The organism is Plantibacter sp. MMLR14_011 (assembly GCF_001865025.1).
GTDB classification, from domain to species: domain Bacteria; phylum Actinomycetota; class Actinomycetes; order Actinomycetales; family Microbacteriaceae; genus Plantibacter; species Plantibacter flavus_A.
The window spans coordinates 250,265-275,978 of record NZ_MJGW01000039.1; the positions used below are offsets into that span (position 1 = coordinate 250,265).

Sequence of the window (25,714 nt, forward strand, 5' to 3'; positions counted from 1 at the left end):
GTCTGGACGAGGTGTGTCGGGTGACGGGGTCAGCTGATGCCTGACGGGAGGGGCTCAGCCGACGCATCGCCCGGGGACGGTCGCGACGAGACGCTGAACGAACGATCGGACCGCAACTGGTCGGAGCTGCTGCAGGAGTTCCGTGTCCTGCAGACGGGCACGCAGATCCTCGCGGGATTCCTGCTGACGCTGCCGTTCCAGCCGCGGTTCACCGAGCTCAGTGGATTCGACCACGTGCTGTACCTCGTCCTCGTGGTCCTGGCCGTGACGGTGACGCTCCTCGCGCTCGCACCGGTCATCATGCACCGGCTCGTCTTCGGACGACTCGAGAAACCACAGCTGGTGCGGCTGTCCAGCAGGATCCTCATGGTGTGTCTCGGGGCGGCGTCGCTGCTGTTCGCGGGGATCGTCCTGTTCGTCTTCGACTTCGTCGCATCACCTGCGGTCGGGCTGTGGGCGGGCGGTGCCGTGGTCGTCGTCATCGGGCTGGTGTGGATCGTCGGCCCGCGCCTGATCCGGGGTGCGCGCGACCGCGTGTCCTGAGGTGATCGACGTGCCCGCGGTGAGCCCCGAGAATGGGACGATGCCCGACACCTGCACCTTCTGCCGCATCCTGCGTGACGAGCCCGACGACATCACCTGGGTGGAGCGCGAGGACGAGGCGGTCGCCTTCCGGCCGTTGCCCGAGTCGGAGCTCGCCCCCGGCCACACCCTTGTGGTGCCGCGAGCGCACAGCGTCGGGCTGCTGGACGCCGACCCGCGGGCCCTGCAGGCGACGACGGCCCTCGCCCAGCGGGTGGGACGCGCGATGCGGGCGGCGCTCGGGGCGACCGGCGTCGTCGTGCTGAGCGCGTCCGGTGTCGACGCCGGGCAGAGCGTTCCCCACCTCCATCTCCACGTCGTCCCGTGCTGGGATGACGACGGGGTCACGTTCTGGCCCGAGGGCCGCTCGGAGCACCGGGTCGACGGCGACCCACATGCGCTCCTGGCGGAGATGTTCGAGTAGCCGGAGATCGCCGCGCCTTGAGTTGACCTCAAGACCGATTGAGGTTCTACGGTTGAAGCATGACCATTCCCACCACGCCGTCCGCTGATCCCGATGCCCTCGCCCGCGCCGCGACCGTCGACGGGTTCAAGACGGCGTTCCGTGACCACCCGGCCGGCGTCGCACTGATCAGTGCCTCGACCGATCAGGGAGACGTCGGGCTGACGGCGTCATCGGTCGCATCGGTGGCCGTCGACCCGCCGATGCTGTCCTTCTCGGTCACGCGAGCGACGGGGTCCGCGGGCGGACTGCTCAGTGCGGGAACGGTCGTCGTCCACCTCCTGGCGGACCACCACCTGGAGGTCGCGAAGGCGTTCGCCAAGACGGGGGAGCCGCGCTTCACGCCGGAACAGCACTGGGAGCGACTCGCGACCGGCGAGCCCTACCTGCCGAGCGCCCGGGCGGCACTGCGCTGCCGGATCGTGCAGACGGTCCCGGCCGGCAGCTCGATGCTCGTCATCGCCGAGGTGCTGGAGGTCATCCCGCCCGGCACGGACGCGCCGGCGCTCGTCTACCAGAACCGCAACTTCCACCGCCTGGAGTCCGACCCGCTCGGCTGATCAGGCGAGGAGCGCGATCGGGCCGATGTCGGCGATCGCCTCGATGACCCGCTCGGGGTGCTCGGCGATCCGGTTGAGGACGTAGAGCCACCACTCGGGTCCGTAGACGAGGTACTCGCGCGTCGTGAACCCGCGGCGGCGGAGGTCGTCGAGGAGTTCGGTGCCGAGTCCCTGGAGCATCTCGAACTCCACGTGCGGCTGACGGAGATCGTCGCCGAGCGCACCCTCGAGTGCGGCGACGAGGTTCGCGTCATGGGTGGCGACGTTGACACGGTGACCCGACCCCACGAGTCGCGTGACCATGCTGATGTAGGCGGCGGTCATCGGTGCGGAGTCACGGGGGTGAGCGACCTCGGTCGATTCGAGGAAGGCACCCTTGACGACGCGGATCGGCCCGGACCGATCCAGCACGCGGTCGAGGTCCGCGGGGGTGCGGTGCAGTCTCGCCTGCAGGGTGACGCCGGTCTCCGGGAAGGCGTCGGCGATCTGCTCGTAGATCGACAACACGAGGTCCGTGCGGTCGGAACCCTCGGCGGAGATCATGAGCGAGGTGTCGGCATCCCGTGCCGCCTGCGCGAGCGCCAGGCCGTTGCGCAGGCCGAGCTCGGGGGAGACGACTGAACCGATGTGGGAGAGGTCGAGCGAGATCGTCGCGGTCTGGTCGGACTCCCTGATCCGACGGGCGAGGTCGATGAACTCCGCGGTCTGTTCGTCTGCGACACGTGCGTCGCGGACGGACTCGCCGACGAGCTCGGTGCTCCAGCGGTGCCCACGGTCGGTGTTCGCTTCGAGGAGCCGCAATGCGGAAGCCGCGTCCTCGCCGGCGATGTATCGCAGGGCGGCCCGCTTGGCGACGGCGGCAGCCTCAGGGTGGGCGAGGACTCGCGCTTTGAGGTCCTCGTCGAGAGCCCAGGCCCGCAGGGTGTCGGCGGCGCGCGACAGCGTCTCGTCGTTCATCAGCATGCTTCGACCCTATCCAGTCCTGGGTGACGGTCCGGACGGCACCGAGGTCTGGGCTGCGTCGCCCGTGCGCGCTACGCTCGCTCCCGTGGCGAGCTTCGAGGAGAAACCGATCCTGGACCTCACGCTCGATGAGTGGGAGGCCTACCTCGCCGGTGCGCCGAGCGACGCGGGCGTGCGGTTGAAGCTGCGGAAGAAGACCTCGAAGGCGTCGGGGATCACCTGGTCGGAGGCACTGGACGTCGCCCTCTGCTACGGATGGATCGACGGACAGAGCAAACGGTTCGACGACGACTACACGCTGCAGGCGTTCACGCCGCGGCGGAAGAACAGCCCGTGGTCGCAGATCAACCGGGAGCACGTCGCCCGCCTCATCGAGGAGGGGCGGATGCGTCCCGGCGGGCTCGCGGAGATCGAACGCGCCAAGGCCGACGGGCGGTGGGACGTGGCGTACCGGCAGAAGGACGCCGTCGCACCGGATGATCTGCAGGCGGCGCTCGATGCGAACCCCGAGGCGGCGGCGTACTTCGCGACGCTCGGCCGCACCGACCGATTCCGCGTCTTCTTCCGCCTGAGCAACATCAAGACGCCCGCGATCAGGGCCGCGCGCATCGCCGACGTGGTCGAGAAGGCCGCCCGGGGCGAGCAGCACTACCGCTGATCGTGAGTGGATCGACGCGGATGCGGGTTTCACCGGGGACCGTCTGGCCGGTCGTCCACGAAGAACGTCGGCGGCTCGTCGCGGACCTGTCGGTGCTGGACGACGAGCAGTGGGCGACGCCGTCGCTGTGCACCGGATGGGATGTGCATGACGTCGTGGCCCATCTCGTCGACTCGGCGAAGACGACGCGGCTGGGATTCGTCCGACGACTCATCGCCGCGCGATTCGACTTCGACCTCGACAACGCACGCGGGGTCGAGCGGGAGCGGCGGAACGATCCGCAGGAGACGCTCCGCGCCCTGGCGGACGCCACCGAGCTGACATGCACCCCGCCGGCGAACCTCGCGACCAGGCTCGTCGAGGCCATCGTGCACGGCGAGGACGTCCGTCGACCGCTCGGCATCAGCGCGGACTACCCGACCGCGGCGGTCCTGGAGGCGTTGGAGTACCAGCTCCGGACCGGTGTCTCGATGGGCGGCGGCAAGGAACGCGCCCAGGGCGTCCGGCTCGTCGCCGAGGACGCCGGCACGAGCTGGGGTGAAGGCGACGAGGTCCAGGGATCGGCGCTCGACCTGCTGCTCGCGGTGTCAGGGCGACCGACCGGGCTGGCGTTGCCCGGGAGGTGAGGAAGAAGCTGGAAGTCTCCCGCATGCACCTTCCCCGTTGACCGACGTGCCTGGGCTCGGCTGCCCTTCGACAGGCTCAAGGACCGGGTTCATCCGGGTGAGCCTCTTCCGCTGACCGAGGTTGCGCGCCACGGCTGCCCCTCGACAGGCTCAGGGACCGAAATGGTTCAGGCGCACCTCTCCCGGTCACTGAGCTTGTCGAAGTGCCCACGAGGAACCCTCCGACGCGTCGACAGGCTCAGAACGGTGCAGGATCGGGTTCGGTCCGATACTGCTTCCCGTCGGGTGTCGTCCACTCAAGCACGCCGCCGGGTCCGTGGTCGAGGTTCCATCCGGGCAGATGCTTCATCCGGTGATGATGTCGACACAGGCAGGCGAGATTGCCGACATCCGTTGCTCCGCCGTCCTCCCAGGCGACCGAGTGGTCGAGGTCGCAGGCCCGTGCTCGCCTGCCGCAGCCCGGTGCCCGGCAGGTGCCGTCTCGCAGGCGTACCGCGCGTTGGAGGTCGGCGGGAACGCGGTACTGGTTGCGTCCGACGGAGAGCATCGCACCCGTCTCTGGCTGGACGAGGATCCGGGTGAAGCTTGGGGCGTTCACCGCGATGCGTGCTGCGGTCTCCGGATCGATCGGACCGTAGCCGTCGAGCGTCGCCGGGGCATCGCTGACGCCGGCCATGCTCAAGGCCGGGACCGTGATCTGCACGGTCGGCTTGATGTGCTCCTGGACCTCGATCGGGTGCGGGAGCACCGGGCTCGACATGACGTCGTCCGGGGTCACGCCGGTGAGCGCGAGTGCCGCCAGGGCGTCCGCTTGCAGCTGCGCGCACGTGCGGGTGTCGCCGGCAGCGCGCGACTCGGCCGCGGCGGCTTCGACCCGCTCGGCGATGCCCTGGGCGATCGGCGCCGTGGTGAAGAGGTGCACCCACGCCGTGCCGTCCGCGGCCGGTTCGAACTCGACCCGGCGGTCCGCTTCCGAGCGGACCGCTCGGGCGGTGATCGATTCTGGGTGGAGACGCTCGCGCAGGACGCGGGCGCTCGTGCGGAGCCCAGCGGCCGTGGTGCGCTCGGCGACGACGAGGACCTTGTCGAGGAACACCGCCCGCCCGGCAGCCGGGACGTCGGAGAGCTGGTCGGTGATCACCTGCGCATGCCGCGCCGAGATCCGGCCGGCCTCCAGCGACGCCAGCACAGCCGGTGCGTCATTCACCAGACGTTCGGCGTCGTTTGTCGCAAGCTGGACCGTCCGCTCCGGCATCCGGGTCGCCATCGCGAGGGCCGCACACGTTGACCGGCGTGAGAGCGCCTGACGTTCAGCCGGCGGGAAGATCGCCGGGACCGTGGCGTCCGCGAACGCGTCGGCGTAGGCGGCGGAGCGGGCCAGGAGGCGCGCCTTCCGCGCGTCCAGGAAGGCCTGTTGCCGGTGGAGCTCGGCCCACTGGTCCGAGAACTCCTCGAGCTGCGCGGCATACTCGTCGCTCGCGCGGGTCGCGGTGCGGGTGGTCTCGGTCATGACTCCAGTCCACCATGGACCACTGACATTCCAGATGCTGAGTCGGGGGACTGTGGAAGTTGCTCGTGTGCCCTTCGACAGGCTCAGGGACCGGGAGAAGATCACCGGAGCAGAAGGTCCATCGTGCTCCCTTCGACAGGCTCAAGGACCGGAAGGGGCCGCCGGATTGGCGAGGTTTCCTCATGGGTCCTTCGACAGGCTCCGGGACCAGGGGAAGGGTGCCCGATTCGCGGGTCTGTGTGCCCTTCGACAGGCTCAAGGACCGGTGGAAGGGCGCCGGATTCGTGAGGCTGTCCGTGGGCCCTTCGGCGGGCTCCGGGACCGGGGGAAGGGTGCCCGATTGGCGGGTCCGTGTGCCCTTCGACAAGCTCAGGGACCAGACGAGGGCACTCGACGAGCGGCCGGACGGGGTCAGACGGCCCGGGCGAGGAGGTCCGCGACACGCTTCGCGACGGCGTCGTTCCACGCGGTGACGCCGAACGCGGTCGGCCACAGGTCGCCGTCGTCGAGCTTCGCGGAGTCGTTGAACCCGATGGTCGCGTAGCGCGCCTTGAACTTCGCCGCCGCCTGGAAGAACACGACCGCCTTGCCGTCGGCACCGACGTAGGCGGGCATGCCGTACCAGGTCTTGGCCGCGAGGCCGGAGTCGCCGCCCATGATCAGCTCGTGCAACGGCTCGGCGATCGCACGATCGGCGTCCTCCATGTCCGCGATCGCGTCGACGACGGCCTGCAGGGCCTCCTCGCGACTCGCAGCCGCCTTCAGCTCCTTGGCGCGCTCCTTCATCGCCGCGCGTTCCTCGGCGCTGAATCCGCTCTTCGTGCTCGATTGTTTCTCGGCCATGTCGACGTCCTTCCGATCACCGTCTCCGAGTCCTGCCCGGCTCCGCCTCTCACGGTAGCGCTCGCGGTGGGGACGTGGGGTGCGGATTCGGCTCAGTCGTCCAGCGCGCCGGGACCGAGTACGGACTCGACGATGACCCGGATCGCGTACTCGCTCGTCTCGGCGAGATCGACGTCCGCCGGGTCGATGAGCCACTGCACCTGCAGGCCGTCCATGACCGCGAGGATGGACGCCGCCGCACGGTGGATCGTCTCGGGCGCATCGACGCCCCGCTCGGCGCACACCACCTCGAACGCCTCCGCGATCTCCCGACGCAGCGTCCGGTAGCGGTCGTCGAAGTAGTGCCTGGCCGGGTGGTCCTCGGTCACCGACTCCGCCGACAGGACGACGAACGCCTGCACGATCCCGGCGCGCTGCGCGTTCGCGGCGGCAGTGCGGATCAGGTGCTTGAACAGGTCGATGCCGCCCGGGATGTGCTGGTCGTCGAGGTCCTGCACGTCCGTCGCGTCGCGGTAGCTGAGCACCTCGAGGAGGAGCTGGTCCTTCGACCCGAAGTGGTGCAGGATGCCCGCCGGCGTCATGTCGACGAGCTCGGCGATGTCGATGAGCGTGCCGTTCGCGTACCCCTTGGCGCCGAAGACGTCCAACGCGGAGCGGACGACCTCGGCTCGCCTCGCCACGGTCGCCGGGCGTGGCTGGGCCGGTCGTTTCACCGTGTTCTGTCGTTTCACCGTGCTCATGGTGTCCGTTCCGCGGGGGCCTCGATGCGCCCGACACTACCGCGCTTGCCAACTTACTGAATGGTCAGTAAGTTATCACCGAATCCCGACTTGCGCCGCACTGCCGCAGCGCACACCCAAGAGGAGAAAGCGATGAAGCTGAGAACCCCACTGCTGGCCGCGTTCGCGGCCACAGCCCTGCTGCTCACCGGATGCACCGGTGGCGGCGGGTCGAGCGACGGCCCCGAGAGCGGCGCCGCCCTGACGATCGCGAAGCCGGACGGCTCGATCGCCACCGAGTCCAACAACCCCTACGTCGGCGACTCGTCCGCGATGAAGCTCGGCTACATCAACGCGATCCTGGAACCGCTCGCGATCGTCAACCTCGTCGACCCGAGCGCCGAGGTGAAGCCCTGGCTCGCATCCGAGATCGCCTGGTCCGACGACTACACCTCCGTCGCGCTGACCGCCCGCGAGGGCGTCACCTGGAACGACGGCGAGGCGTTCAGCGCCGATGACATCGCGTTCACCTTCCAGCAGTTCATCGACCACCCCGAACTCGACAACTCGGCCCTCGGCCTCACCACGGTCGCGACCGAGGGCGACACCGTCACCCTCTCGTTCACGAACCCCATGTTCGTGAAGCAGGACAAGGTGCTCCTCAAGCAGATCGTCCCGAAGCACGTCTGGGAGTCCGTCGACGACCCCGCCACCTTCGAGAACCCGGAGCCCGTCGGCACCGGCCCGTACACGCTCACGAGCTTCAGCACCGAGAGCGTCGAGCTCTCCGCCCGCGACGACTACTGGGGTGAGCAGCCGGCCGTACCGACGCTCTACTACGTGTCGTACAACGACAACACGGCCCTCACCACCGCCCTCGCGAACGGTGACGCCGACTGGGCGCAGGCCTTCATCCCGAACGTGCAGTCCGCATACCTCGACAAGGACAAGGAGCACAACGTCTACTGGGCGGCCGCCGGTCTCGCCGTCGACGCGATGTTCGTGAACACGCAGACGAAGCCGTTCAACGACCCCGCGTTCCGCCAGGCGGTGAACCTCGTCATCGACCGCGAGCAGCACCAGCAGATCGCCCGTGAGGGCGGCGTCCCCGAGCTCAGCTCCGTGACCGGCCTCCCGACCCCGGCGGGTGACGCGTTCATCGCCTCCGAGTTCGAGGGCGAGGACTACACGGTCGACGCGAAGGCCGCGAAGCAGGTCCTGACCGACGCCGGCTACACCTGGCAGGACGACGTCCTCACCGACCCGTCCGGCGAGGCCGTCACCTTCACGCTGTCGGTACCGCAGGGCTGGAACGACTACGTGACCGGCATCAGCCTGATCGCCGACTCGGTCAAGACGCTGGGCGTCACCGCCACGGTCGACACCCCCGACCAGGACACCTGGTGGGCGGCGAAGTCGGACGGCGACTTCCAGGCCATCCTGCACTGGACCGACACCGGCGCGACGCCGTACGACCTGTACTCCGACATCATGGACGGCCGCTGGCTCGTCGCCGAGGGCCAGGCGGCCGACTTCAACTTCGGTCGGTACGACAGCCCGGAGGCCACCGCGGCGCTCGCGGCCTACGCCAACGCGACGGACGACGCGACGCGCGCAGCCGCCCTCGAGACCGTGCAGCAGCTCTTCGTCTCCGACGTCCCGGCCATGCCCATCGGCACGCGCCCGTTCATCGGCTCGTACAACACGCGGAACTACACCGGATGGCCGAGCGAGGACGACCCGTACGCGCCCGCCGACCCGACGCAGCCGACCGCGGTCTACATCCTCACGCAGCTCAAGGCCGCGAAGTAGGCACGGCATCACCCAGCGGGGCGGGCTTCGGCTCGCCCCGCACCCTCCTCATCAGCACAGAACGGACTCATGCAGTGACCAACGACGACCTGCTGACGGTGTCCTCCTTCAGCGTCACCTACGACGTGGAACCACCCGTCGAAGCCGTGCGCGACGTCTCGCTCACCCTCCGCCGCGGCGAGATCCTCGGCCTCGCCGGCGAGTCCGGCTGCGGCAAGACCACCCTCGCCTACGGCCTGCAACGGCTCCTCAAACCACCGGCGGTCATCACCGGCGGCACCGCCGTCTTCCACGACGAGTCCGGCGAGGACATCGACCTCGGCCGGCTGGGCGAGGAGGAGATGCGTGCGTTCCGCTGGGACAAGGCCTCCATGGTGTTCCAGGGCGCGATGAACGCCCTCAACCCGGTCACCTCGATCGGGCGGCAGCTCGACGACGTCTTCACCACGCACCGCCGGGGGATGTCGCGAGCCGAACGCCGCGAGGAGGCGGGCAAGCTGCTCGACATCGTCGGGGTCGGCCGCGACCGCCTGAAGTCCTACCCGCACGAGCTCTCCGGCGGCATGCGCCAGCGCGTCATGATCGCGATGGCGCTCGCCCTGAAGCCGCAGCTGATGATCATGGACGAACCGACCACCGCGCTCGACGTGCTCGTGCAGCGCGAGATCCTCCAGCAGATCTCCGAGCTTCGCACCGAGTTCGGGTTCTCGGTCATCTTCATCACCCACGACCTCCCGCTGCTCCTCGAGATCTCCGACCGCATCGCCGTCATGCGTGCCGGTCGGCTCGTCGAGATCGACACGGCGGAACGCATCTACCGACAGGCGAAGGACCCGTACACGCGGAAGCTGCTCGCGTCCTTCCCGAGCCTCACCGGCGAGCGCGGCGACTTCGTCCGCGGGACGGGTGCCGCCACGTCGGCCACCCAGGCAGGAGCGACCGCATGACCACCCTCGAGTTCTCCCACGTGTCGAAGCGGTACCGGGTCCGTGGCTCCGGTCACATGCTCGCGCTCGACGACGTCAGCTTCACCCTGCGGTCCGGCCAGACACTCGCCCTCGTCGGACAGTCCGGCAGCGGCAAGTCGACCATCGCGAAGATCCTCACCCAGTTGGAACGGGCGACGAGCGGCGACATCCTGCTCGACGGGAAGGCGATCCCGCGTCGTGGTCGTGCACTGCGCCGCTACCGCCAGCAGGTCCGCATGGTCTTCCAGGATCCGTTCGCCTCGCTGAACCCGTCGCACACGATCCGCCACCACCTGGAGCGGCCGTTGCGCCTCGACCACGTCGTCCCCGAGGCCGAGGTCGAGGACGAGGTGCACCGCCTCCTCGAGCGCGTGCAGCTCGACCCCGCCGGCACCATCGACCGTCGGCCTCACGAACTGTCCGGCGGTCAGCGCCAGCGGGTCGCCATCGCCCGTGCGCTCGCGTCGCGTCCGTCCCTCCTCATCGCCGACGAGCCCGTCTCGATGCTCGACGTCTCCATCCGGCTGGGCGTCCTCAACCTCCTGGCCGAGCTGCAGCGCGAGTCGCGACTCGGCGTGCTCTACATCACGCACGACCTCGCGACCGCGCGGCACTTCAGCGACGAGATCATGGTCCTGCACCACGGCGAGGTGGTCGAGCGAGGCCCGGCCGACGACGTGATCCTCCGCCCGCAGCACCCCTACACGCTCGCCCTCCGCAACGCGTCACCCGACCCCGACCGCCACTTCGCGGGCGACGCGCTCTCCGAATCGGCAGGGAGCCGACCATGACCTTCTTCCTCCGTCGCGCCGCCTTCTACGCGTTCACCGCGTGGGCTGCGATCACGATCAACTTCTTCCTGCCACGCATGCTCAAGGGCGACCCCGTCTCGGCGTACATCGCGAAGAACCAGGGCCGCATCAGCCCCGAGGCCGCGGACTCGCTGCGCACCCTGTTCGGACTCGACGCCGACAAGTCGATGCTCGAGCAGTACCTGGACTACTGGCGGTTGCTGTTCTCGGGCGACCTCGGACGGTCCTTCTCGAAGGGCCTCGCACCCGTCACCGACGTGATCGCCGCCGCCCTGCCGTGGACCGTGGGCCTCGTCGGGATCGCGACGATCCTGTCGTTCGTCCTCGGCACCTCCATCGGCGCCCTCATCGGCTGGCGACGCGGCAGCAAGGCGGACTTCATCGTCCCGCTGTCCACCTTCTTCTCGACGGTGCCGTACTTCTGGATGGGCCTCATCGCGATCGCCGTGTTCTCCACCCTCCTCGGCTGGTTCCCCGCCTCCCACGCCTACGGCAAGGGATCGAGGCCCGAGTTCTCGCTCGACTTCATCGGGCAGGTGATCGCGCACGGCTTCCTCCCGGCGGCGACGATCGTGCTCGCCTCGCTCGGCGGCTGGATCCTCGGCATGCGCAACATGATGGTCACCGTCCTCGACGAGGACTACGTGACCGTCGCCCAGGCGAAGGGCCTGCCGACCCGCCGGGTGCTCGTCGACTACGCCGCACGCAACGCCATGCTGCCGCAGCTGTCGAGCTTCGCCCTGTCGCTCGGCTTCATCGTCGGCGGCACGATCGTCATGGAGATGGTCTTCTCCTACCCGGGCGTCGGCAAGCTCCTGCTCGACGCCACGACGGCGAAGGACTACCCGCTCATGCAGGGGCTCTTCCTCGTCATCACCCTCACCGTCCTCGTCGCGAACATCCTGGCCGACGTCGCCTACGCGGTGCTCGACCCCCGCACCCGCCAGATGGAGTCCTGACATGACCATCCCCACCACCGAGGCCCTCGCCACCGCTGAGGCGCCCAAACCGACGCCGGCCGGCCGCTCGGTCGCCGCACGGTTCGCGTCGTCGTTCGCGATGTTCCGGAACGGCAAGTCGATCGCGGGCCTCTGCATCCTCGGCTTCTTCGTCCTCGTCGCGGTCTTCGGCGACCTCATCGCGCCGTACGGCCCACTGGAGAAGGACTTCACCGCGCTGCGCCAGGCTCCGTCCGCCGCGCACCTGCTCGGCACCACGCACATGGGCGAGGACGTCCTGAGCCAGCTGATCTACGGCACCCGCGGCGTGCTCCTCGTCGGCTTCCTCGCGGGCATCTTCGCGACGATCATCGCCGTCGCCATCGGCGTCACCGCCGGGTACGTCTCGGGGTTCACGAGCGAGTCGCTGTCCGCGCTGACGAACGTCTTCCTCGTCATCCCGGGTCTCCCGCTCATGATCATCGTGGCATCCCAGTACGACAACCCGAGCCTGTTCCTCATCGCCGGTGTCCTGGCGCTCACCGGGTGGGCGTGGGGCGGCCGGGTGCTGCGCGCGCAGACGATGTCGCTCCGCAACCGGGACTTCATCCAGGCGGCGAAGGCGAACGGGGAGTCCCTCTTCCGGATCATCACCGTCGAGATGCTGCCGAACCTGACCGCCATCATCGCCTCGAGCTTCGTCGGCACGGTCACCGCGGCAGTGCTCGGGCTCACCACGCTCGCGTTCATCGGTGTCATCCCCATCACGAACCTCAACTGGGGCACCATCCTGTTCTGGGCGCAGCAGAACGGTGCGTTCCCCGACTTCTGGTGGTGGTACGTGCCCGCCGGTGTGTGCATCGCCCTGCTCGGTGTCGCATTGTCGCTCATCAACTTCGGGATCGACGAGTACGTGAACCCGAGGCTCCGCTCGGCTGGCGAGCGCGCCAGGGCCCTCCGCAAGCGCGGCATCAAGCCCGGGGCGAGCGTCACCGCCGTCCGCACCGAGCCGGCCGGCCCGTCCACGATCACCGACACGACCCACACCGAACGCGCTGGAGCGACCGAACGATGAAGACCGACACCACCCGTCACCTCGACGCGGCCCGCTACCTCGACGCCACGCTGCCCATCGCGGCCCGTGTCGACGACCTCGTCGAGCGGATGACCGTCCGGGAGAAGGTCGGCCAGATGATGCAGCTCGACGCCCGCGACGACATCGAGGCGCACGTGCTCGAGACCCACGTCGGCTCGATCCTGCACGCGTCACCGGAGCGTCTCGCGGTCGCCCATGAACTCGTCGGGCGGACGCGACTGCGGATCCCGCTGATCGTGGGGGAGGACTGCATCCACGGTCACTCCTTCCACCTCGGCGCGACGATCTTCCCGACGCAACTGGCCATGGCCGCGAGCTGGGACGCGGGTCTGCTCGAACGGGTCGCCAGGGCCACGGCTGTCGAGGTCGCCGCGACGGGTGTCCACTGGACGTTCTCGCCGGTGCTCTGCATCGCGCGCGACCTCCGCTGGGGCCGCGTCGGCGAGACCTTCGGTGAGGACCCGTTCCTCATCGGTGAGCTGGCCTCCGCGATGGTGCGCGGCTACCAGGGCGACGGACTGTCCGACCCGACCGCCATCCTCGCGACGGCCAAGCACTTCGCCGGCTACTCCGAGACGCAGGGTGGCCGCGACGCGAGCGAGGCCGACATCTCCCCACGCAAACTGCGGTCATGGTTCCTCCCGCCGTTCGAGCGGGTCGCCCGCGAGGGCTGCGCCAGCTTCATGCTCGGCTACCAGTCGATCGACGGGGTGCCGATCACGGTCAACGAGTGGCTGCTGGGCGACGTCCTGCGCGGTGAATGGGGGTACGAGGGGACGCTCATCACCGACTGGGACAACGTGGGCCGCATGGTGTGGGAGCAGCACGTCAGCCCCGACTACGTGCACGCCTCGGCTGCCGCGATCCGCGCCGGCAACGACATGGTGATGACCACCCCTGGCTTCTTCGAGGGCGCCCTGGAAGCGCTCGAGCGCGGCCTGCTCGAGGAGGCCGACCTCGACCGGGCGGTCCGTCGCATCCTCACCCTGAAGTTCGCGCTCGGTCTGTTCGAGCGCCCGCGGCACCCGGACGCCGCGGAGCAGCTCGCGGTGATCGGCTCGCCGGAGCACACCGAGCTCAACCTCGAGACCGCGCGGCGTTCGCTCGTCCTGCTCCGCAACGAGGGCGTGCTGCCGCTCGCCGGCGGCTACCGGGCGGACGAGGCAGGCAGGGCGATCGCGACGTCCGAGGCCGGGCCGCAGCGCATCGCCGTCGTGGGTCCGCTCGCGGACGACGCGCAGATGCAGCTCGGCGACTGGGCGGGCAACTCCGGCCAGGCCGGTTGGCTACCCGACGGCCAGCCGCGCGAGATGATCACCACCGTGGTCGACGGCCTGCGTGCGGTCGCACCCGCCGGGAGCACGGTCACGACGGCGTTCGGAGCGGACATCCTCACGCTCTCGCCCGATCCCGCGGGGGCGACCTTCCCCGACGGCCAGCCGCGTCCACCGCTCGTCACGCCCGCGCGACCGGACGAGGCGCTCATCGCGGAAGCCGTCGCACTGGCCGAGGACGCCGACGTGGTCGTCGCCGTGGTGGGCGACCGCATCGAGCTCGTGGGGGAGGGCCGCTCCACCGCGACACTCGAGCTCATCGGCGCACAGGTGGCCCTGCTCGACGCCCTCGCCGCCACCGGCAAGCCGCTCGTCGTGGTCCTGCTCGCTTCGAAGCCGCTCGTGCTGCCGCCGTCCGCGCTGCACGCCGACGCGATCGTGTGGGCGGCGAGCCCCGGCATGCAGGGTGGCCGCGCGATCGCGGAACTCCTGCTCGGTCTCATCGAGCCGACCGGTCGCCTGCCGATCTCCTTCGCGCGGCACGCCGGCCAGCAGCCGACGTACTACAACCAGATCCGCGGACAGCACGGCGACCGCTACGCCGACCTCACCCAGGAGCCTGCGTTCGCGTTCGGCGACGGGCTGTCCTACTCGAGCGTCGAGTACGGGCAGCCGCGCCTCGACCAGGCCGTCTACGGACGTGACGACACCGTGCGCGCCGTGGTCGAGGTCCACAACAGCGGTTCGCGCTCCGTCCTCGAGACGGTGCAGGTGTACGTCAGCGACCTCGTCACGTCAGTGAGCTGGGCCGACCAGGAGCTGAAGACGTTCCGTCAGGTCGCGATCGAACCGGGCGACACGACGACGGTCGCGATCGAACTGCCCGTCGCCGACTGCTCCATCGTCGACGCGCGGGGACGGCGGGTCGTCGAAGCGGGCGAGTTCGAGCTGCGGGTGGGCGGTTCGTCACGGGCCGATGCGCTGCACGCGGTCCGCTTCACGATCTCCGACTGAGCCGTCGAGCACCGGGACCCTCAGGGGCCGCACGAAGTCCCTCCTGTTTCGTGCGGCACCCGCGGGGCCGATCAGGCCAGTTCTTCGGCGTCCGCTCGAACGGTGACCTCGCCACCGTTGGCGCCGTGCATGAGGTCCTCCAGCAGCGGGCGGTCCATCTCGAACGTCTCATCCGACTCGAAGCTGAACTGCAGCGGGATCGAGGGGTGCAGCCAGAGCGTGACGCGGCCGCGTTCCGTCGAGGTGTCGCGGAGCGTCACCGAGAACGACTCGTTCCGGCGGAGCTTCATGAGGGTGATGGTCTTGACGTGAGCCAGCATCCGGTCCTCGAGGTGGAACCGGTTCTCGCCCGTCCCGTAAACGATCGCGCCCATGTGCTGTACCCTTCTCCGGACCTCCGACGATCGACACGGCGAGATGCGCCGGTGTCGAGCGGCCAGCCTGGAGACCCACTTCAACGTCCGCCGAATAAGTCTAGAAAACGAGAAATCGTCACGCTGAACTGTTGATTTCCGAGTGCCTGCTGCGCTATGCGTGTCCGCTCGGCGAGACGGTCAGGACAGCAGGTCCGGGTCCTGTCCCTGAGGGAGGGCCGAGGACGGGGTGTCCTGGGAATCGCCGTCAGGCGTGCCCATCGCGATACCGATACCGGGACCGATCAGGAGGTTGATGGGCTCCAGCTGTCCTTCGCCGCGGTCGACCTGCAGCCATCGGAACTGCCCGGACGAGATGCTCTCGAGCACCTCGGCGCGGAACTCGTCCGGGTCGGAGACGGCGATCGAGTACGGAAGTCCCTGGTAGACGATCTCCATGCGGCTCATGCGACTTGTCCTGTCCGGCTCGGAGCGGGCTCCGCGATGACCGAGAGGCCGTGGGCGGAGTTCGCCGTGACGTTCAGCGCGTCGATCCACGCGCGGTTGAGGTCGATCGGAACGCTGCCCGAGTACTTGAAGCGCAACGGCACCGAGGGGTGGATCCAGATGACGCTGCGCCCGTCGCCCGCCCGCGGGTCGTCCTTCCACCCGAAGTAGAAGGCCTCGTTCCGGCGGAGCTTCGCGCCGATCACGAACTGCAGGTGCGCGAGCAGCCGGTCCTCGAAGGTGATCGAGACCTCAGAACCGTAGATCAGTTTTCCCATGGCGGGCCGTGCTCTCCTCGTCGTGCTTCACGCGGTGTCGCGTCACGCTGTGTCGCTTCACCATAAGTCTCCCGGCTCGGAATTCCCAGCTGACGACCGCGCGGGCGCGAATGGGAGATGTCATCGATGATGTCAAGGGCCCCCGGATCGACAGCTTCGGTGCGTAACCTGCGGTGCAGGAGGTGCCACCAATGGCAACAGCAGAGAAGACCAGCAAGACCGAGAGCACGACCCGATCGGCTCCCGGAGGATCCGGGCCGAAGCCCACCCGTCGGCAGAACGCCGAGAAGGGTTTCGTCGCGTCGAAGGAACTGGACGCCAACATGCAGGCCGTCCTCGTCGACCTCATCGAGCTGTCGATCCAGGGCAAGCAGGCGCACTGGAACGTCGTCGGACGCAACTTCCGCGACACGCACCTGCAGCTGGACGAGATCATCGACGCTGCCCGTGAGTTCAGCGACACCGTCGCCGAGCGCATGCGTGCCCTGCACGCCGTGCCGGACGGACGCAGCGACATCGTGGCCGAGACCACGACGTTGCCCGAGTACCCGCAGGGCGAGATCGACACCTCGGAGACGATCGATCTGATCACCGTCCGACTCGAGGCCGTCGTCGGCACCATGCGCCGCGTCCACGACGAGGTCGACGACGAGGACCCGACGAGCGCGGACATCCTCCATGCGATCATCCAGCAGCTGGAGCAGTTCGCCTGGATGATCAGCGCGGAGAACCGAACGGCGACCCGCAGTCGTTGACCTGGGGCGGCGTCCGACGGCGAATCGTCGTCGGCGCCGCCGCCCATCGGGGTCGGATGTCGGTTCGGCGACTACTCGTCGTCGGCGCCGCCACCCGACGCCGTGTCCTCACCGTCAGTGGACTCGGAACCGTCGGAGCCCGAACCGTCGGGGATCTCCTCCGCGTCGGGACGTGAGGATGATGCAGATGCGTTCGTCATGTTCGCTTCCTTCCTGGTTGTCGCCATCGGAGATGACCAGACCAACGCTAGGCCGCCGAGCTGATCGGCGCGTGGGGGTTGACGCTTCGACAGGGCCAGACCACCATGGCGGCTGTGATGAGCGGCGATGAGGTGACCGGACGCGAGACCCCGACGGGGAGCATCCGCACACCGAAGCAACGGGTCGGTGCGTGGATCATGCCCGCGCTGCGTCCGTGGCGCCTCATGCTCGCGCTCAAGGTCGCCATCGCGGCCACCGCGGCCTGGTTCCTCGGCAGCCTGCTCCCGGGCGAGCTCGGCGACTTCTCCTACTACGCCCCGCTCGGCGCCCTCGTGAGCCTCACACCGACGCTCATGGACTCGGTGCGCTCGAGCCTGCAGACCCTCGTCGGTCTGGGCCTCGGCATCGGACTCGCGTGGCTGCTCATCATCTCGCCCGCGCCCGGCTGGGTGTCCGTCTCGCTGTCGGTGGGGCTCGGAACACTCCTCGCCGGCTTGCCGGGGCTCGGGCAGGGCCGCGACTACGTCCCCATCGCGGCGCTCTTCGTCATCATCATCGGCGGAGCGAACGCCAACGACTTCTCGGTCGGCTACCTCGTGCAGATGGCCCTCGGCGTGCTCGTCGGGCTCCTCGTGAACCTGCTCATCATGCCGCCGCTGTTCGTCCGCGAGTCGGCAGCCGGGATCTCGGCCGCGAGGTCGCGGATGGTCGGTGCGCTCCGGAGCATGTCGGACACCCTCCGATCCGAGTCGGCACCGACCCCGGACGACCCGCCGTCCTGGGACAGCTCGCTGCTCGCCATCCGGCACGACGTCGACGCCGCGCGCGGGCTGATGAAGGACGCCGCGGAGAGCCGCCGGGCCAATCCGCGCACGCGGTGGAATCGGCACGACTTCCGCGGGGATGAGGGGGCGCTCGCCGCCCTCGAACGGATCGCGCCGGTGGTCGTGGAGATCGGTGACGCCCTGCGTGCGGCGCTCTGGGGGATCCCGGTGCCGGTCGACCTCGACGAGGGCGTCCGGAGTGCACTCGCCGATGCGATCGACGCCTCGGCCGACCTCGTCGAGGCCGCGATCGACGACGACCGTCTCTCCGAGGCGCTGCGTGCCTCCGACCGGGCGCTGACGATGCTGCGTCGGGCGGTGCGATCGGCCCACGCGGGCGCGAAGGGGGCGGCGGGCCGGGAGCCGGACGACGACGACCCGGCGGAGGATGCGGGCGGCGAGAACCTGCTGTTCGCGCTGCGCCGCATCCATGCCGAGATCGAGCGCTCGGAGCGGTCGCCCGAAGCCTGACCGATGCGCTCGGCGCTCAGAGGATCGGCTTGCCGCCCGTCACCGCGATGACGGCGCCCGAGATGTAGCTGCCCTCGTCCGAGGCGAGCAGCACGTAGGGCGGTGCGACCTCTGCGGGCTGGCCCGGACGCCCCAGCGGGGTGTCCGTCCCGAACGACTCGACCGTCTCGGGCGGCATCGTCGACGGGATCAGGGGTGTCCAGATCGGGCCGGGGGCGACCGCGTTCACGCGGATCCCGTCGCCGCCGAGCAGCTGGGCGAGCGAAGCGGTCATGCTCGCGAGCCCAGCCTTGGTCATGGCGTAGGGCATGAGCTGCGGCGACGGCGAGTCGGCCTGCACCGAGCTCGTCGCGATGATCGAGGATCCCGGAGCCATGTGCGGGACCGCCGCCTTGCTCAGGTGGAAGAACGCACTGAGGTTCGTCGCGAGCGTGTGGTCCCACTCCTCGTCCGGGATCTCGGCCAGGCTCTCCCGGGTCATCTGGTACGCGGCGTTGCTCACGAGGATGTCGACTTTGCCGAAGCGCTCCACCGTCGCGCGGACGATCTCGCGGCAGTGCTCCGGGCTCGTCAGGTCGCCGCCGATGCTGAGCGCGCTCCGGCCGGCCTCCTCGACCCAGCGCACCGTGTCCGCGGCGTCCTCGTCCTCGTCGAGGTAGCTGACGACGACGTCCGCCCCTTCGCGGGCGTAGGCGATCGCGACGGCCTTCCCGATGCCGCTGTCGCCGCCGGTGATGATGGCGACCTTGCCCTCGAGCTTGCCGGAACCCCGGTAGCCGGTCTCGCCGTGATCGGCCTGCGGGGTGAGTTCACCTTCGGTGCCGGGCGGCTGCTGCTGCTGAGCGGGCTGGTTCATGGTGTTCCTCCCTGTGCTGCTGTGCGTGCCAGCATGCTGTGGTTGCGGTCCGACCAGCCAAGCCGATCCGAGCGATCCGCCTCCAGGGGTTGACGCCCGCCCAGAGGCGGGAGGCGCGTGCTAGCAGCCGCGTGGCGGGGCCGCCAGCCCCGCCGATTCGGAGGCGTGGCTCGTAGGGTGAATCGCATGACCGCAGCTGGCGAGGATCTCCGTTCGTACGCACCGATCGGGGACGGCCGCACCGTCGCCCTCATCGGACTCCGTGGCCAGGTCGACTGGCTGCCGATCCCGGACCTCGGGTCCATGCCGGTGTTCGCCCGGCTGCTCGACGACGACTCCGGCGGATGCATCGAGCTCGAGCCGGTCGGCGAGTACACCGTCACGAGGCGCTACGTGTCCGGCACCAATGTGCTGCGCACGACCTTCACGACCGAGCACGGGCGCGCGACGATCACGGACGCACTCGTCACGGGTATCGCGGGCCGCCTGCCCTGGGCCGAACTCGCGCGCCGGATCGACGGGGTCTCAGGCAGCGTCGAGTTCACCTGGCGCGTCCGTCCCGGGACGGCGCTCGGGACGGCCTCGCCGTGGATCGAGGACAGCACACGGGGCCCCATCATCCGGTCGGGCGCGACGACGATCGCGGTGGTCGGCGACGAGTACGGGCCGGACGAGGTCGAGGTCGATGGATCGATGCCGACGGAGCTCTCGGGCCGGTTCACGACCAGCGAGGACTCCCGACATCTCCTGATCGTCGTCGCCACCCACGGCGAGCCGATCCATCTGCCCGTGCCTGCCAACGTCGACGTGGGCATCGACCGCACGATCGACAATTGGCGGGCCTGGTCCCGGGCATTCTCCTACGAGGGACCGTGGGCGAATCAGGTGCAGCGCAGCGCGCTCGCCCTGAAACTGCTCATCTTCAGCCCCACCGGGGCCATCGCCGCCGCCGCCACGACGTCACTGCCGGAGAACCCGCGCGGGGCCAAGAACTGGGACTACCGCTTCGCCTGGGTGCGCGACCTCGCGTACACCGCGCATGCGCTCGTCCGCTTCGGTCTCCGCGAGGAGACGCACGCCGCCGTGTCGTGGCTGCTGCGCACCATCCGCGAGAACGGGCCGGAGCTGCACATCTTCTACGGACTCGAGGGCGGTGTGCCCGACGGGGTCGTCGAGCACGACGTCGCCGGCTGGCGCGGCATCGGACCGGTGGTGAGTGGGAACCCGGCCCAGGGGCAATTGCAGCTCGGCGTCTACGGCGACCTCTTCGCGATCTGCCGCACCTACGTCGACGCCGGCAACGTCCTCGACGTGGAGACCGGTCGTCTCCTCGCCGAGGTCGCCGACCGCACCTGCGACCTGTGGCGGAATCGCGACGCAGGCATGTGGGAGCTGCCCCAGGAGGAGCACTACGTCTCGTCCAAGATGGGCTGCTGGCAGGCCCTCGGCGATGCGGTGCACCTGGCGGAGCTCGGGCAGGTCGCCGGCAGTGCCGATCGCTGGCGCGCCGAGCAGACCCGGATCCGGGAATGGATCGACGAGCACGGATGGAACGAGGAGCGCGGCGCGTACGTGATGTTCCCCGGGAGCGACGATCTCGACGCCTCGGTGCTGCTGCATGCGATGAGCGGGTTCGACCGCGGTGACCGGATGTCCTCGACCATCGACGCGCTGACGGCCGAACTCGGTGAGGGGCCGCTGCTGTACCGGTACTCGGGCGTGCAGCAGGAGGAGTACACCTTCGTCGCCTGCGCGTTCTGGCGGGCGTCCGCGCTCGCCTGCGTCGGCCGTCATGACGAGGCGATCGCGGCCATGGACGAACTCGTCGGCATGACCAACGACGTCGGAATCCTCGCCGAGATGATCGATCCCGCCGACGGTGCGCACTGGGGCAACCTGCCGCAGGCCCTGAGCCACCTCGCGCTCATCAACGCGGCCCTCACGATCAAGGAGCTCACCGAGCAGGAGTGAAGTCCTCGGTCCCCTGAGTCTGCACCCCGGTCCCTGAGCTTGTCGAAGGGCGGACCTTGCGCGGATACCCGGCAGCCTCCGAGAACGCAAGCCCCGGGGTCACACCGGTCGCGGTCCGTAGCGTTGCAACCACTCGGCCACGATCCGATCCACGCCGAACACCCACTGAACGAGAGGACCATCACCATGGCCGACGACCAGTACACCTTCACCGACCCGGCGAAGCTCTACGCCCACATCTCCGCGGAGAAGCAGCACCAGCCCGAGCCCGGCCTCGACGCGAAGCTCGACCCGAAGGCCGACCTCGGCGAGGAGAGCTACCGCGGCACCGGCCGGCTCACCGGCCGCAAGGCGCTCATCACCGGTGGCGATTCCGGCATCGGGGCCGCCACCGCGATCGCCTTCGCCCGCGAAGGTGCCTCCGTGGCCCTGTCCTACCTCCCGGAGGAGGAAGAGGACGCGCAGCGCATCGCCGGCATCGTCCGCGACGCCGGCGTCACCGTCCTCACCCTGCCGGGCGACCTGCGCGACCCGTCCTACTGCCGCGACCTCGTCGCGCAGACGGTCGAGGGCCTCGGAGGACTCGACATCCTCGTGAACAACGGCGGCAAGCAGATGTTCAACGAGGACCTCACCACCCTCACGGACGAGCAGTTCGACGACACCTTCAAGACCAACGTCTACGCGATGTTCTGGCTCTCGAAGGCCGCCCTCCCGCACCTGCCGGCCGGCTCGTCGATCATCAACACGACCTCGATCCAGGCGTACTCGCCTTCCGACATCCTCGTGGACTACGCGTCGACCAAGGCGACCATCAACGCCTTCACGAAGGCGCTGGCGCAGCAGCTCGCGCCCAAGGGCATCCGCGTCAACGCGGTCGCGCCCGGCCCGATCTGGACGCCGCTCCAGGTGTCGGACGGTCAGCCGCAGGACAAGATCGCCGAGTTCGGCGAGGACACCCCGCTCGGCCGCATGGGCCAGCCTGCCGAGCTCGCGCCCGCCTACGTGTTCCTCGCGTCGGCTGAGTCGTCCTACGTCCTCGGTGAGACCCTGAACGTCAACGGCGGTATGCCCACGCCGTAACCCCGTCCCACCCCACAGCAGCCCGCGAACTGTCAGTTCCGGCTAGTCCGACGCCGTTCGACTAGCTTGTTCTGACAGTTCGCGGGCTGTTTGGGTCAGTCCTTGCGGTCCGCCGCGCGTCGGACACGACGGCCCTCGAGGGCGTCCTTCGCGTCGCGGTCAGCGAGCGCCTTGATGGCGGCGTCCGAGCGCAGTGGCAGCTGCAGCTCCTGCTCCGCGGCGACACCCGAGGCCAGCTGACGGCCCCGCTGGATCTCGATGTCGAGCTGGGCGCCGAACAGCAGTGCGAGGTTCGCGATCCAGATCCACAGCAGGAAGATGATGATGCCGGCGAGCGAGCCGTAGGTGGCGTCGTAGTTGCTGAAGTTGGCGATGTAGAAGCCGAACCCGACGGAGGCGATGAGCAGGATCAGGAGAGCGGTGAGCGCCCCGATGCTGATCCAACGGAACTTCTCCGGCTTGATGTTCGGCGTCGCGGAGTACAGCACGGCGATGACGAAGACGAGCGCTGCGGCCATGACCGGCCACTTCGCGATCGACCAGACCGTGAGGCCCGTCTCACCGAGACCGACCGCCTGTCCGATGGCCTGCGCGACCGGGCCGGACACGATGAGTGCGAGGGCGATCACCGAGATGACGAGGAGGACGACGAGGGTCACGCCGAGCTGCGTCGGACGCAGGGACCAGATCTTGCGTCCCTCCTCGACCCCGTACATGCGGTTGAGCGCGCGACCGAAGCCGCCCACGTAGCCGGATGCCGACCACACGGCACCGGCGATACCGGCGAAGAGGGCGAAGCCGATCGCCGGTGACTCGACGAACTGGTTCACCGCGTCGGTCAGGAAGCCGAGGCTGTCGCCCGGTGCGAGGTTGCCGACGATCTCGAGCAGGGCGTCGGTGCCGTTGCGGCTCTGTCCGAAGAGGCCGAGGATCGAGACGAGCGCGAGGACGGCCGGGAAGAGCGACAGGATCGCGAAGTAGGTGAGCCCTGCCGCGAGGTCGGTGCACTGGTTCGAGGTGAAGGAGTGCAGCGTCCGCTTCAGGACGTAGCCCCAGGGCACGGGGACGCGCTGCGGCTGCATCGTCTCCTCGGCGTCATCCGCGTGACGGTCCTTCGGATCGTCGGGCTGGCTCGCCTCGACGCGGTCCTGGCGCTGCTTGGTGGGCTCAGACACGGTGCCCTCGGTTCGCACGCCAGAGCAGGACGCCGGCGCCGACGACCGCCACCGAGGCGACGACGATGGCGGTGGTGCGCAGGTGGTAGGCCACGGCGGTGCGGACGTCGAACTTCTGGAAGAGGAGGTCGAGCGTCTGTGCGAGGTGCTCACGCGTCTGCTCGACGTCGAGCTGCAGGGTGTTCAGCCCGGCGCCCTCGGGGGGAGTGGGGCGGGCGAGATCCTGGTCGCTCATGCTGCGGCCTCCTTGGTGTCGTGCTTCGAGTCGTGCTGCTGGTGCTCTGCGAGGTGGTCGCCGGTGAGGGCTTCGACACTGCGCTCGGGAACGGGCTTCGCGCCGGCCTTGAGCTTCTTGACGCCGACGAGCGCCAGGATCCCGGCGACGAGGATGAGGACGACGCCGACGATGAGGGCGGCGAGCCAGGCGGGGAGTACGGTGGCGAGTCCGAGGACGGCGGCCGCGATGAGCGTCCCGAAGCCGAAGAGCACGAGCACCAGGGCGACGACGAGCATCCCCGCCCCGATCCCGAGGTCCTTGGCCTTCTTCGTCATCTCCGCCTTGAACAGGGCGATCTCGCCGGTGACCAGGCGGACGACGTCCTCGCGGAGGTCGGTGAGGAGGGTCTTCATGGGAGGAAGTCCGCGGCGACTCCGTCTGCGGTCGGCCGCGCTGCTGGCATCGGTCATGTGAGCACTCTTCTCGTTGTGGTCCTCCAGCCCACACCCCTCGCGCGCGCGAGACAAGGGCTTGACAGGCGTGTCGGCTGATCGCGGAATACGACGACTCGCAATTGGTTACATCTACAAGTAAACGGGGTAGCCTGTACCGACCCCATCACCCGATCGGAGACCGAATGTCCGCTGTGCTCGACGAGCGTCTGCTCGCCCCGGAGACGTCGATGGGCGCGGTCACGCTCCGCGTCGGCGACCTCGACCTCATGTCCGGCTACTACGCCAACGCCTTCGCGATGGAGCCGCTCGAGGAGCGCAGCCGTGCCCTCGAGGTGCACCGGGTGCTCGGTCGTGGCGACACGCCGCTCGTGCGACTCGTGCACACGCCGGACCTGCCGGCCGTCGACCGGCGGCAGGCCGGCCTGTTCCACACGGCGTTCCTGTTCGAGGACGAGTCGAGTCTCTCGGCGACGGTCTATCGGGCCGCGCAGGATCCCCGCGGACAGTTCGTCGGGTCGAGCGACCACTTCGTGAGCGAGGCGTTCTACTTCACCGACCCGGAGGGGAACGGCGTGGAGCTGTACACGGACCGCCCGCGCAGCAGCTGGGTGCGCTCGGGCGACCAGATCGCCATGACCACCACGTACCTCGACCCGAACGCCTACCTGCAGCGGCACCTCACGGAGGACGCCCTCGGCGCCGGGCCGTCGTTGGCCGGTGCCGTCGGGCACGTGCACCTGCAGGTCGGCGACCTCCAGACCGCCAGAGCCTTCTACGTCGACGCGCTCGGATTCGAGACGACGCAGACCGAGTATCCCGGCGCGATCTTCGCCTCCGCCGGCGGGTACCACCACCACATCGCGATGAACGTCTGGAACAGCCAGGGCGCCGGTCCCCGCGCGGCCGCCCTCGGCCTCGGCGACGTGTCGATCACCGTCCCCGACCTCGCGAACCTCGATACGCTGGCCGCGAGGCTGCGCGCCCGCACGATCCCCTTCGACGCGGACGGTCGTTCCGTGACCGTCTCCGACCCGTGGGGGACCCGCGTGTCCGTGGCCCTACCCGACCTGTCGACCGAGGAGCTGCTGTCCCGATGACCACCGCACTGCGCGACGTCCGTTCCGCCGACTGGGCCGACGCCGCGTCGTCCGCTCCGGTTGTCGCGGTGCTCCTCCACGGCTACGGCTCGAACGAGCACGACCTCACCGGCCTCGTCGGGCCCCTCGCGCTCGGCACGCCCTGGGTGTCACTGCGCGCGCCGCTCGAGATGGGACACGGCGGGGCGGCCTGGTTCGAGATCACGACGCCGGGCAACCCGGACCCGGAGCCGATCGCCCGCGCAACGGACGCCGTCTGGGGCTGGATCGACGAACACGTGTCGGCTGAGGCGCGCATCGTGCCCATCGGTTTCTCGCAGGGCGGCTTCATGGCTTCGCAGCTGCTGCGCACCCGACCCGAGCGGGTCGTGGCGCCGGTGATCCTCGCCGGCTTCGTCCTGAGTGCACCACAGCCCGGCGACGAGGTGCTGGCGGCGACGAAGCCCGCGGTGTTCTGGGGACGGGGTCTCGAGGACCGGGTCATCGCCGCGCCGGCCGTCGCGCGGACCGCCGCCTGGTTGCCGCTGCACACGACGCTCACCGAGCGCACCTATCCGGGGCTCGCCCACGGGATCCACCAGGCCGAGATCGACGACGTGCGCACGTTCCTCGAGGCGCACACCGGCTGATCGT

General features: G+C 69.3%; 29 protein-coding genes. 17 read left to right on the forward strand and 12 right to left on the reverse strand.

The annotated features are described in order from the left end of the window. Positions 1-36: 36 nt before the first annotated feature. Genes BIU99_RS13875 through BIU99_RS13885 form a run of 3 tightly spaced genes read left to right on the forward strand, consistent with a single transcriptional unit; the run spans position 37 to position 1,605 of the window. On the forward strand, positions 37-543 hold the full coding sequence (locus tag BIU99_RS13875) for a DUF6328 family protein (protein WP_071261746.1): 507 nt from the start codon (positions 37-39) through the stop codon (positions 541-543). 40 nt (positions 544-583) lie between these two features. Continuing rightward, the gene (locus tag BIU99_RS13880; RefSeq protein WP_071261869.1) at positions 584-1,006 is read left to right on the forward strand and encodes an HIT family protein; all 423 of its coding nucleotides are present in this window, start codon (positions 584-586) and stop codon (positions 1,004-1,006) included. 59 nt (positions 1,007-1,065) lie between these two features. Beyond that, positions 1,066-1,605, forward strand: coding sequence for a flavin reductase family protein (locus BIU99_RS13885; RefSeq protein ID WP_079001123.1), 540 nt, complete (start codon positions 1,066-1,068; stop codon positions 1,603-1,605). On the opposite strand, the gene BIU99_RS13890 is transcribed toward BIU99_RS13885, so the two are convergent. After that, entirely contained in the window at positions 1,606-2,568 is a 963-nt protein-coding gene (locus BIU99_RS13890) for a proline dehydrogenase family protein (protein ID WP_217635005.1), read from the reverse strand. It lies immediately after the preceding gene. 85 nt (positions 2,569-2,653) lie between these two features. On the opposite strand from BIU99_RS13890, the gene BIU99_RS13895 reads away from it, so the two are divergent. Continuing rightward, a complete protein-coding gene (locus BIU99_RS13895; protein ID WP_083397376.1) occupies positions 2,654-3,226 on the forward strand; it encodes a YdeI family protein in 573 nt (190 codons plus the stop codon). Between the two features lie 20 nt (positions 3,227-3,246). Then, the gene (locus tag BIU99_RS13900; RefSeq protein WP_071261748.1) at positions 3,247-3,852 is read left to right on the forward strand and encodes a maleylpyruvate isomerase family mycothiol-dependent enzyme; all 606 of its coding nucleotides are present in this window, start codon (positions 3,247-3,249) and stop codon (positions 3,850-3,852) included. Positions 3,853-4,090: 238 nt separating this feature from the next. On the opposite strand, the gene BIU99_RS13905 is transcribed toward BIU99_RS13900, so the two are convergent. The 3 genes from BIU99_RS13905 to BIU99_RS13915 all read right to left on the reverse strand — a co-directional run bounded on the left by BIU99_RS13905 (position 4,091) and on the right by BIU99_RS13915 (position 6,945). Next, the gene (locus BIU99_RS13905) at positions 4,091-5,362 is read right to left on the reverse strand and encodes an HNH endonuclease signature motif containing protein (protein ID WP_071261749.1); all 1,272 of its coding nucleotides are present in this window, start codon (positions 5,360-5,362) and stop codon (positions 4,091-4,093) included. A 411-nt stretch (positions 5,363-5,773) separates the two neighbouring features. Then, positions 5,774-6,205, reverse strand: coding sequence for a hypothetical protein (locus tag BIU99_RS13910; protein WP_071261750.1), 432 nt, complete (start codon positions 6,203-6,205; stop codon positions 5,774-5,776). Between the two features lie 92 nt (positions 6,206-6,297). Next, positions 6,298-6,945, reverse strand: a complete 648-nt coding sequence (locus BIU99_RS13915) for a TetR/AcrR family transcriptional regulator (RefSeq protein WP_064297068.1) — start codon at positions 6,943-6,945, stop codon at positions 6,298-6,300. A 132-nt stretch (positions 6,946-7,077) separates the two neighbouring features. Between BIU99_RS13915 and BIU99_RS13920 the strand changes: the two genes are divergently transcribed. The 6 genes from BIU99_RS13920 to BIU99_RS13945 all read left to right on the forward strand — a co-directional run bounded on the left by BIU99_RS13920 (position 7,078) and on the right by BIU99_RS13945 (position 14,838). Beyond that, positions 7,078-8,736: an ABC transporter substrate-binding protein gene (locus tag BIU99_RS13920; protein ID WP_071261751.1), complete on the forward strand. Its 1,659-nt coding sequence runs from the start codon at positions 7,078-7,080 to the stop codon at positions 8,734-8,736. Positions 8,737-8,810: 74 nt separating this feature from the next. Then, positions 8,811-9,683, forward strand: coding sequence for an ABC transporter ATP-binding protein (locus BIU99_RS13925; RefSeq protein ID WP_071261753.1), 873 nt, complete (start codon positions 8,811-8,813; stop codon positions 9,681-9,683). Then, on the forward strand, positions 9,680-10,495 hold the full coding sequence (locus BIU99_RS13930) for an ABC transporter ATP-binding protein (protein ID WP_071261755.1): 816 nt from the start codon (positions 9,680-9,682) through the stop codon (positions 10,493-10,495). The genes BIU99_RS13925 and BIU99_RS13930 overlap by 4 nt, the downstream gene beginning before the upstream one ends. Continuing rightward, positions 10,492-11,475 carry an ABC transporter permease gene (locus BIU99_RS13935; protein WP_064297072.1) on the forward strand — a complete coding sequence of 328 codons (984 nt, stop codon included), beginning with the start codon at positions 10,492-10,494 and terminating at the stop codon, positions 11,473-11,475. The genes BIU99_RS13930 and BIU99_RS13935 overlap by 4 nt, the downstream gene beginning before the upstream one ends. Positions 11,476-11,482: 7 nt before the next feature. Further along, complete coding sequence (locus BIU99_RS13940; protein WP_371263812.1) at positions 11,483-12,529, forward strand: ABC transporter permease; 1,047 nt, start codon at positions 11,483-11,485, stop codon at positions 12,527-12,529. Continuing rightward, entirely contained in the window at positions 12,526-14,838 is a 2,313-nt protein-coding gene (locus tag BIU99_RS13945; RefSeq protein ID WP_071261756.1) for a glycoside hydrolase family 3 N-terminal domain-containing protein, read from the forward strand. The genes BIU99_RS13940 and BIU99_RS13945 overlap by 4 nt, the downstream gene beginning before the upstream one ends. A gap of 71 nt (positions 14,839-14,909) precedes the next feature. Here the strand turns inward: BIU99_RS13945 and BIU99_RS13950 are convergent, their stop codons facing one another. The 3 genes from BIU99_RS13950 to BIU99_RS13960 all read right to left on the reverse strand — a co-directional run bounded on the left by BIU99_RS13950 (position 14,910) and on the right by BIU99_RS13960 (position 15,976). After that, positions 14,910-15,212, reverse strand: coding sequence for a hypothetical protein (locus BIU99_RS13950; protein WP_064297075.1), 303 nt, complete (start codon positions 15,210-15,212; stop codon positions 14,910-14,912). A gap of 180 nt (positions 15,213-15,392) precedes the next feature. Further along, the gene (locus BIU99_RS13955; RefSeq protein ID WP_071261757.1) at positions 15,393-15,659 is read right to left on the reverse strand and encodes a hypothetical protein; all 267 of its coding nucleotides are present in this window, start codon (positions 15,657-15,659) and stop codon (positions 15,393-15,395) included. Beyond that, the gene (locus BIU99_RS13960; RefSeq protein ID WP_064297077.1) at positions 15,656-15,976 is read right to left on the reverse strand and encodes a hypothetical protein; all 321 of its coding nucleotides are present in this window, start codon (positions 15,974-15,976) and stop codon (positions 15,656-15,658) included. The genes BIU99_RS13955 and BIU99_RS13960 overlap by 4 nt, the downstream gene beginning before the upstream one ends. Before the next feature lie 191 nt (positions 15,977-16,167). Between BIU99_RS13960 and BIU99_RS13965 the strand changes: the two genes are divergently transcribed. Further along, positions 16,168-16,731, forward strand: coding sequence for a Dps family protein (locus BIU99_RS13965; RefSeq protein ID WP_071261759.1), 564 nt, complete (start codon positions 16,168-16,170; stop codon positions 16,729-16,731). A 71-nt stretch (positions 16,732-16,802) separates the two neighbouring features. Here BIU99_RS13965 and BIU99_RS20350 read toward each other — a convergent pair whose 3' ends face one another. Continuing rightward, positions 16,803-16,931, reverse strand: a complete 129-nt coding sequence (locus tag BIU99_RS20350) for a hypothetical protein (RefSeq protein WP_255376699.1) — start codon at positions 16,929-16,931, stop codon at positions 16,803-16,805. A gap of 117 nt (positions 16,932-17,048) precedes the next feature. On the opposite strand from BIU99_RS20350, the gene BIU99_RS13970 reads away from it, so the two are divergent. Further along, positions 17,049-18,227 (forward strand): hypothetical protein, encoded by a 1,179-nt coding sequence (locus BIU99_RS13970; RefSeq protein ID WP_064297079.1) that lies wholly within the window; start codon positions 17,049-17,051, stop codon positions 18,225-18,227. A 16-nt stretch (positions 18,228-18,243) separates the two neighbouring features. Here BIU99_RS13970 and BIU99_RS13975 read toward each other — a convergent pair whose 3' ends face one another. After that, complete coding sequence (locus BIU99_RS13975) at positions 18,244-19,083, reverse strand: SDR family oxidoreductase (RefSeq protein ID WP_071261760.1); 840 nt, start codon at positions 19,081-19,083, stop codon at positions 18,244-18,246. Positions 19,084-19,269: 186 nt separating this feature from the next. Here BIU99_RS13975 and BIU99_RS13980 point away from each other — a divergent pair, with 186 nt between their 5' ends. Continuing rightward, complete coding sequence (locus BIU99_RS13980) at positions 19,270-21,054, forward strand: glycoside hydrolase family 15 protein (protein WP_071261763.1); 1,785 nt, start codon at positions 19,270-19,272, stop codon at positions 21,052-21,054. Positions 21,055-21,240: 186 nt separating this feature from the next. After that, entirely contained in the window at positions 21,241-22,137 is an 897-nt protein-coding gene (locus tag BIU99_RS13985; protein WP_064297082.1) for an SDR family oxidoreductase, read from the forward strand. Positions 22,138-22,232: 95 nt separating this feature from the next. On the opposite strand, the gene BIU99_RS13990 is transcribed toward BIU99_RS13985, so the two are convergent. Genes BIU99_RS13990 through BIU99_RS14000 form a run of 3 tightly spaced genes read right to left on the reverse strand, consistent with a single transcriptional unit; the run spans position 22,233 to position 23,999 of the window. Beyond that, on the reverse strand, positions 22,233-23,312 hold the full coding sequence (locus BIU99_RS13990) for a YihY/virulence factor BrkB family protein (RefSeq protein ID WP_071261764.1): 1,080 nt from the start codon (positions 23,310-23,312) through the stop codon (positions 22,233-22,235). Then, complete coding sequence (locus BIU99_RS13995; protein WP_064297084.1) at positions 23,305-23,547, reverse strand: DUF3618 domain-containing protein; 243 nt, start codon at positions 23,545-23,547, stop codon at positions 23,305-23,307. Before BIU99_RS13995 ends, BIU99_RS13990 begins: the two co-directional genes overlap by 8 nt. Beyond that, positions 23,544-23,999 (reverse strand): phage holin family protein, encoded by a 456-nt coding sequence (locus BIU99_RS14000; protein ID WP_071261765.1) that lies wholly within the window; start codon positions 23,997-23,999, stop codon positions 23,544-23,546. Before BIU99_RS14000 ends, BIU99_RS13995 begins: the two co-directional genes overlap by 4 nt. Before the next feature lie 167 nt (positions 24,000-24,166). Here BIU99_RS14000 and BIU99_RS14005 point away from each other — a divergent pair, with 167 nt between their 5' ends. Both BIU99_RS14005 and BIU99_RS14010 read left to right on the forward strand, forming a co-directional pair. Then, the gene (locus BIU99_RS14005) at positions 24,167-25,081 is read left to right on the forward strand and encodes a VOC family protein (protein ID WP_071261767.1); all 915 of its coding nucleotides are present in this window, start codon (positions 24,167-24,169) and stop codon (positions 25,079-25,081) included. Beyond that, positions 25,078-25,710 carry an alpha/beta hydrolase gene (locus BIU99_RS14010; protein WP_071261768.1) on the forward strand — a complete coding sequence of 211 codons (633 nt, stop codon included), beginning with the start codon at positions 25,078-25,080 and terminating at the stop codon, positions 25,708-25,710. Before BIU99_RS14005 ends, BIU99_RS14010 begins: the two co-directional genes overlap by 4 nt. The last annotated feature ends 4 nt before the right edge of the window (positions 25,711-25,714 follow it).

What these genes read in the sequence shown, in the direction of transcription:
- BIU99_RS14000 (WP_071261765.1), bottom strand. Translation starts at nt 23,999, where the DNA reads ATGACCGATGCCAGCAGCGCGGCCGACCGCAGACGGAGTCGCCGCGGA.
- BIU99_RS13935 (WP_064297072.1), top strand. Translation starts at nt 10,492, where the DNA reads ATGACCTTCTTCCTCCGTCGCGCCGCCTTCTACGCGTTCACCGCGTGG.
- BIU99_RS13910 (WP_071261750.1), bottom strand. Translation starts at nt 6,205, where the DNA reads ATGGCCGAGAAACAATCGAGCACGAAGAGCGGATTCAGCGCCGAGGAA.
- BIU99_RS13880 (WP_071261869.1), top strand. Translation starts at nt 584, where the DNA reads ATGCCCGACACCTGCACCTTCTGCCGCATCCTGCGTGACGAGCCCGAC.
- BIU99_RS14005 (WP_071261767.1), top strand. Translation starts at nt 24,167, where the DNA reads ATGTCCGCTGTGCTCGACGAGCGTCTGCTCGCCCCGGAGACGTCGATG.
- BIU99_RS13875 (WP_071261746.1), top strand. Translation starts at nt 37, where the DNA reads ATGCCTGACGGGAGGGGCTCAGCCGACGCATCGCCCGGGGACGGTCGC.
- BIU99_RS13945 (WP_071261756.1), top strand. Translation starts at nt 12,526, where the DNA reads ATGAAGACCGACACCACCCGTCACCTCGACGCGGCCCGCTACCTCGAC.
- BIU99_RS14010 (WP_071261768.1), top strand. Translation starts at nt 25,078, where the DNA reads ATGACCACCGCACTGCGCGACGTCCGTTCCGCCGACTGGGCCGACGCC.
- BIU99_RS13960 (WP_064297077.1), bottom strand. Translation starts at nt 15,976, where the DNA reads ATGGGAAAACTGATCTACGGTTCTGAGGTCTCGATCACCTTCGAGGAC.
- BIU99_RS13905 (WP_071261749.1), bottom strand. Translation starts at nt 5,362, where the DNA reads ATGACCGAGACCACCCGCACCGCGACCCGCGCGAGCGACGAGTATGCC.
- BIU99_RS13920 (WP_071261751.1), top strand. Translation starts at nt 7,078, where the DNA reads ATGAAGCTGAGAACCCCACTGCTGGCCGCGTTCGCGGCCACAGCCCTG.
- BIU99_RS13975 (WP_071261760.1), bottom strand. Translation starts at nt 19,083, where the DNA reads ATGAACCAGCCCGCTCAGCAGCAGCAGCCGCCCGGCACCGAAGGTGAA.
- BIU99_RS13955 (WP_071261757.1), bottom strand. Translation starts at nt 15,659, where the DNA reads ATGAGCCGCATGGAGATCGTCTACCAGGGACTTCCGTACTCGATCGCC.
- BIU99_RS13890 (WP_217635005.1), bottom strand. Translation starts at nt 2,568, where the DNA reads ATGCTGATGAACGACGAGACGCTGTCGCGCGCCGCCGACACCCTGCGG.
- BIU99_RS13885 (WP_079001123.1), top strand. Translation starts at nt 1,066, where the DNA reads ATGACCATTCCCACCACGCCGTCCGCTGATCCCGATGCCCTCGCCCGC.
- BIU99_RS13930 (WP_071261755.1), top strand. Translation starts at nt 9,680, where the DNA reads ATGACCACCCTCGAGTTCTCCCACGTGTCGAAGCGGTACCGGGTCCGT.
- BIU99_RS13950 (WP_064297075.1), bottom strand. Translation starts at nt 15,212, where the DNA reads ATGGGCGCGATCGTTTACGGGACGGGCGAGAACCGGTTCCACCTCGAG.
- BIU99_RS13900 (WP_071261748.1), top strand. Translation starts at nt 3,247, where the DNA reads ATGCGGGTTTCACCGGGGACCGTCTGGCCGGTCGTCCACGAAGAACGT.
- BIU99_RS13965 (WP_071261759.1), top strand. Translation starts at nt 16,168, where the DNA reads ATGGCAACAGCAGAGAAGACCAGCAAGACCGAGAGCACGACCCGATCG.
- BIU99_RS13980 (WP_071261763.1), top strand. Translation starts at nt 19,270, where the DNA reads ATGACCGCAGCTGGCGAGGATCTCCGTTCGTACGCACCGATCGGGGAC.
- BIU99_RS13985 (WP_064297082.1), top strand. Translation starts at nt 21,241, where the DNA reads ATGGCCGACGACCAGTACACCTTCACCGACCCGGCGAAGCTCTACGCC.
- BIU99_RS13915 (WP_064297068.1), bottom strand. Translation starts at nt 6,945, where the DNA reads ATGAGCACGGTGAAACGACAGAACACGGTGAAACGACCGGCCCAGCCA.
- BIU99_RS13995 (WP_064297084.1), bottom strand. Translation starts at nt 23,547, where the DNA reads ATGAGCGACCAGGATCTCGCCCGCCCCACTCCCCCCGAGGGCGCCGGG.
- BIU99_RS20350 (WP_255376699.1), bottom strand. Translation starts at nt 16,931, where the DNA reads ATGACGAACGCATCTGCATCATCCTCACGTCCCGACGCGGAGGAGATC.
- BIU99_RS13970 (WP_064297079.1), top strand. Translation starts at nt 17,049, where the DNA reads ATGAGCGGCGATGAGGTGACCGGACGCGAGACCCCGACGGGGAGCATC.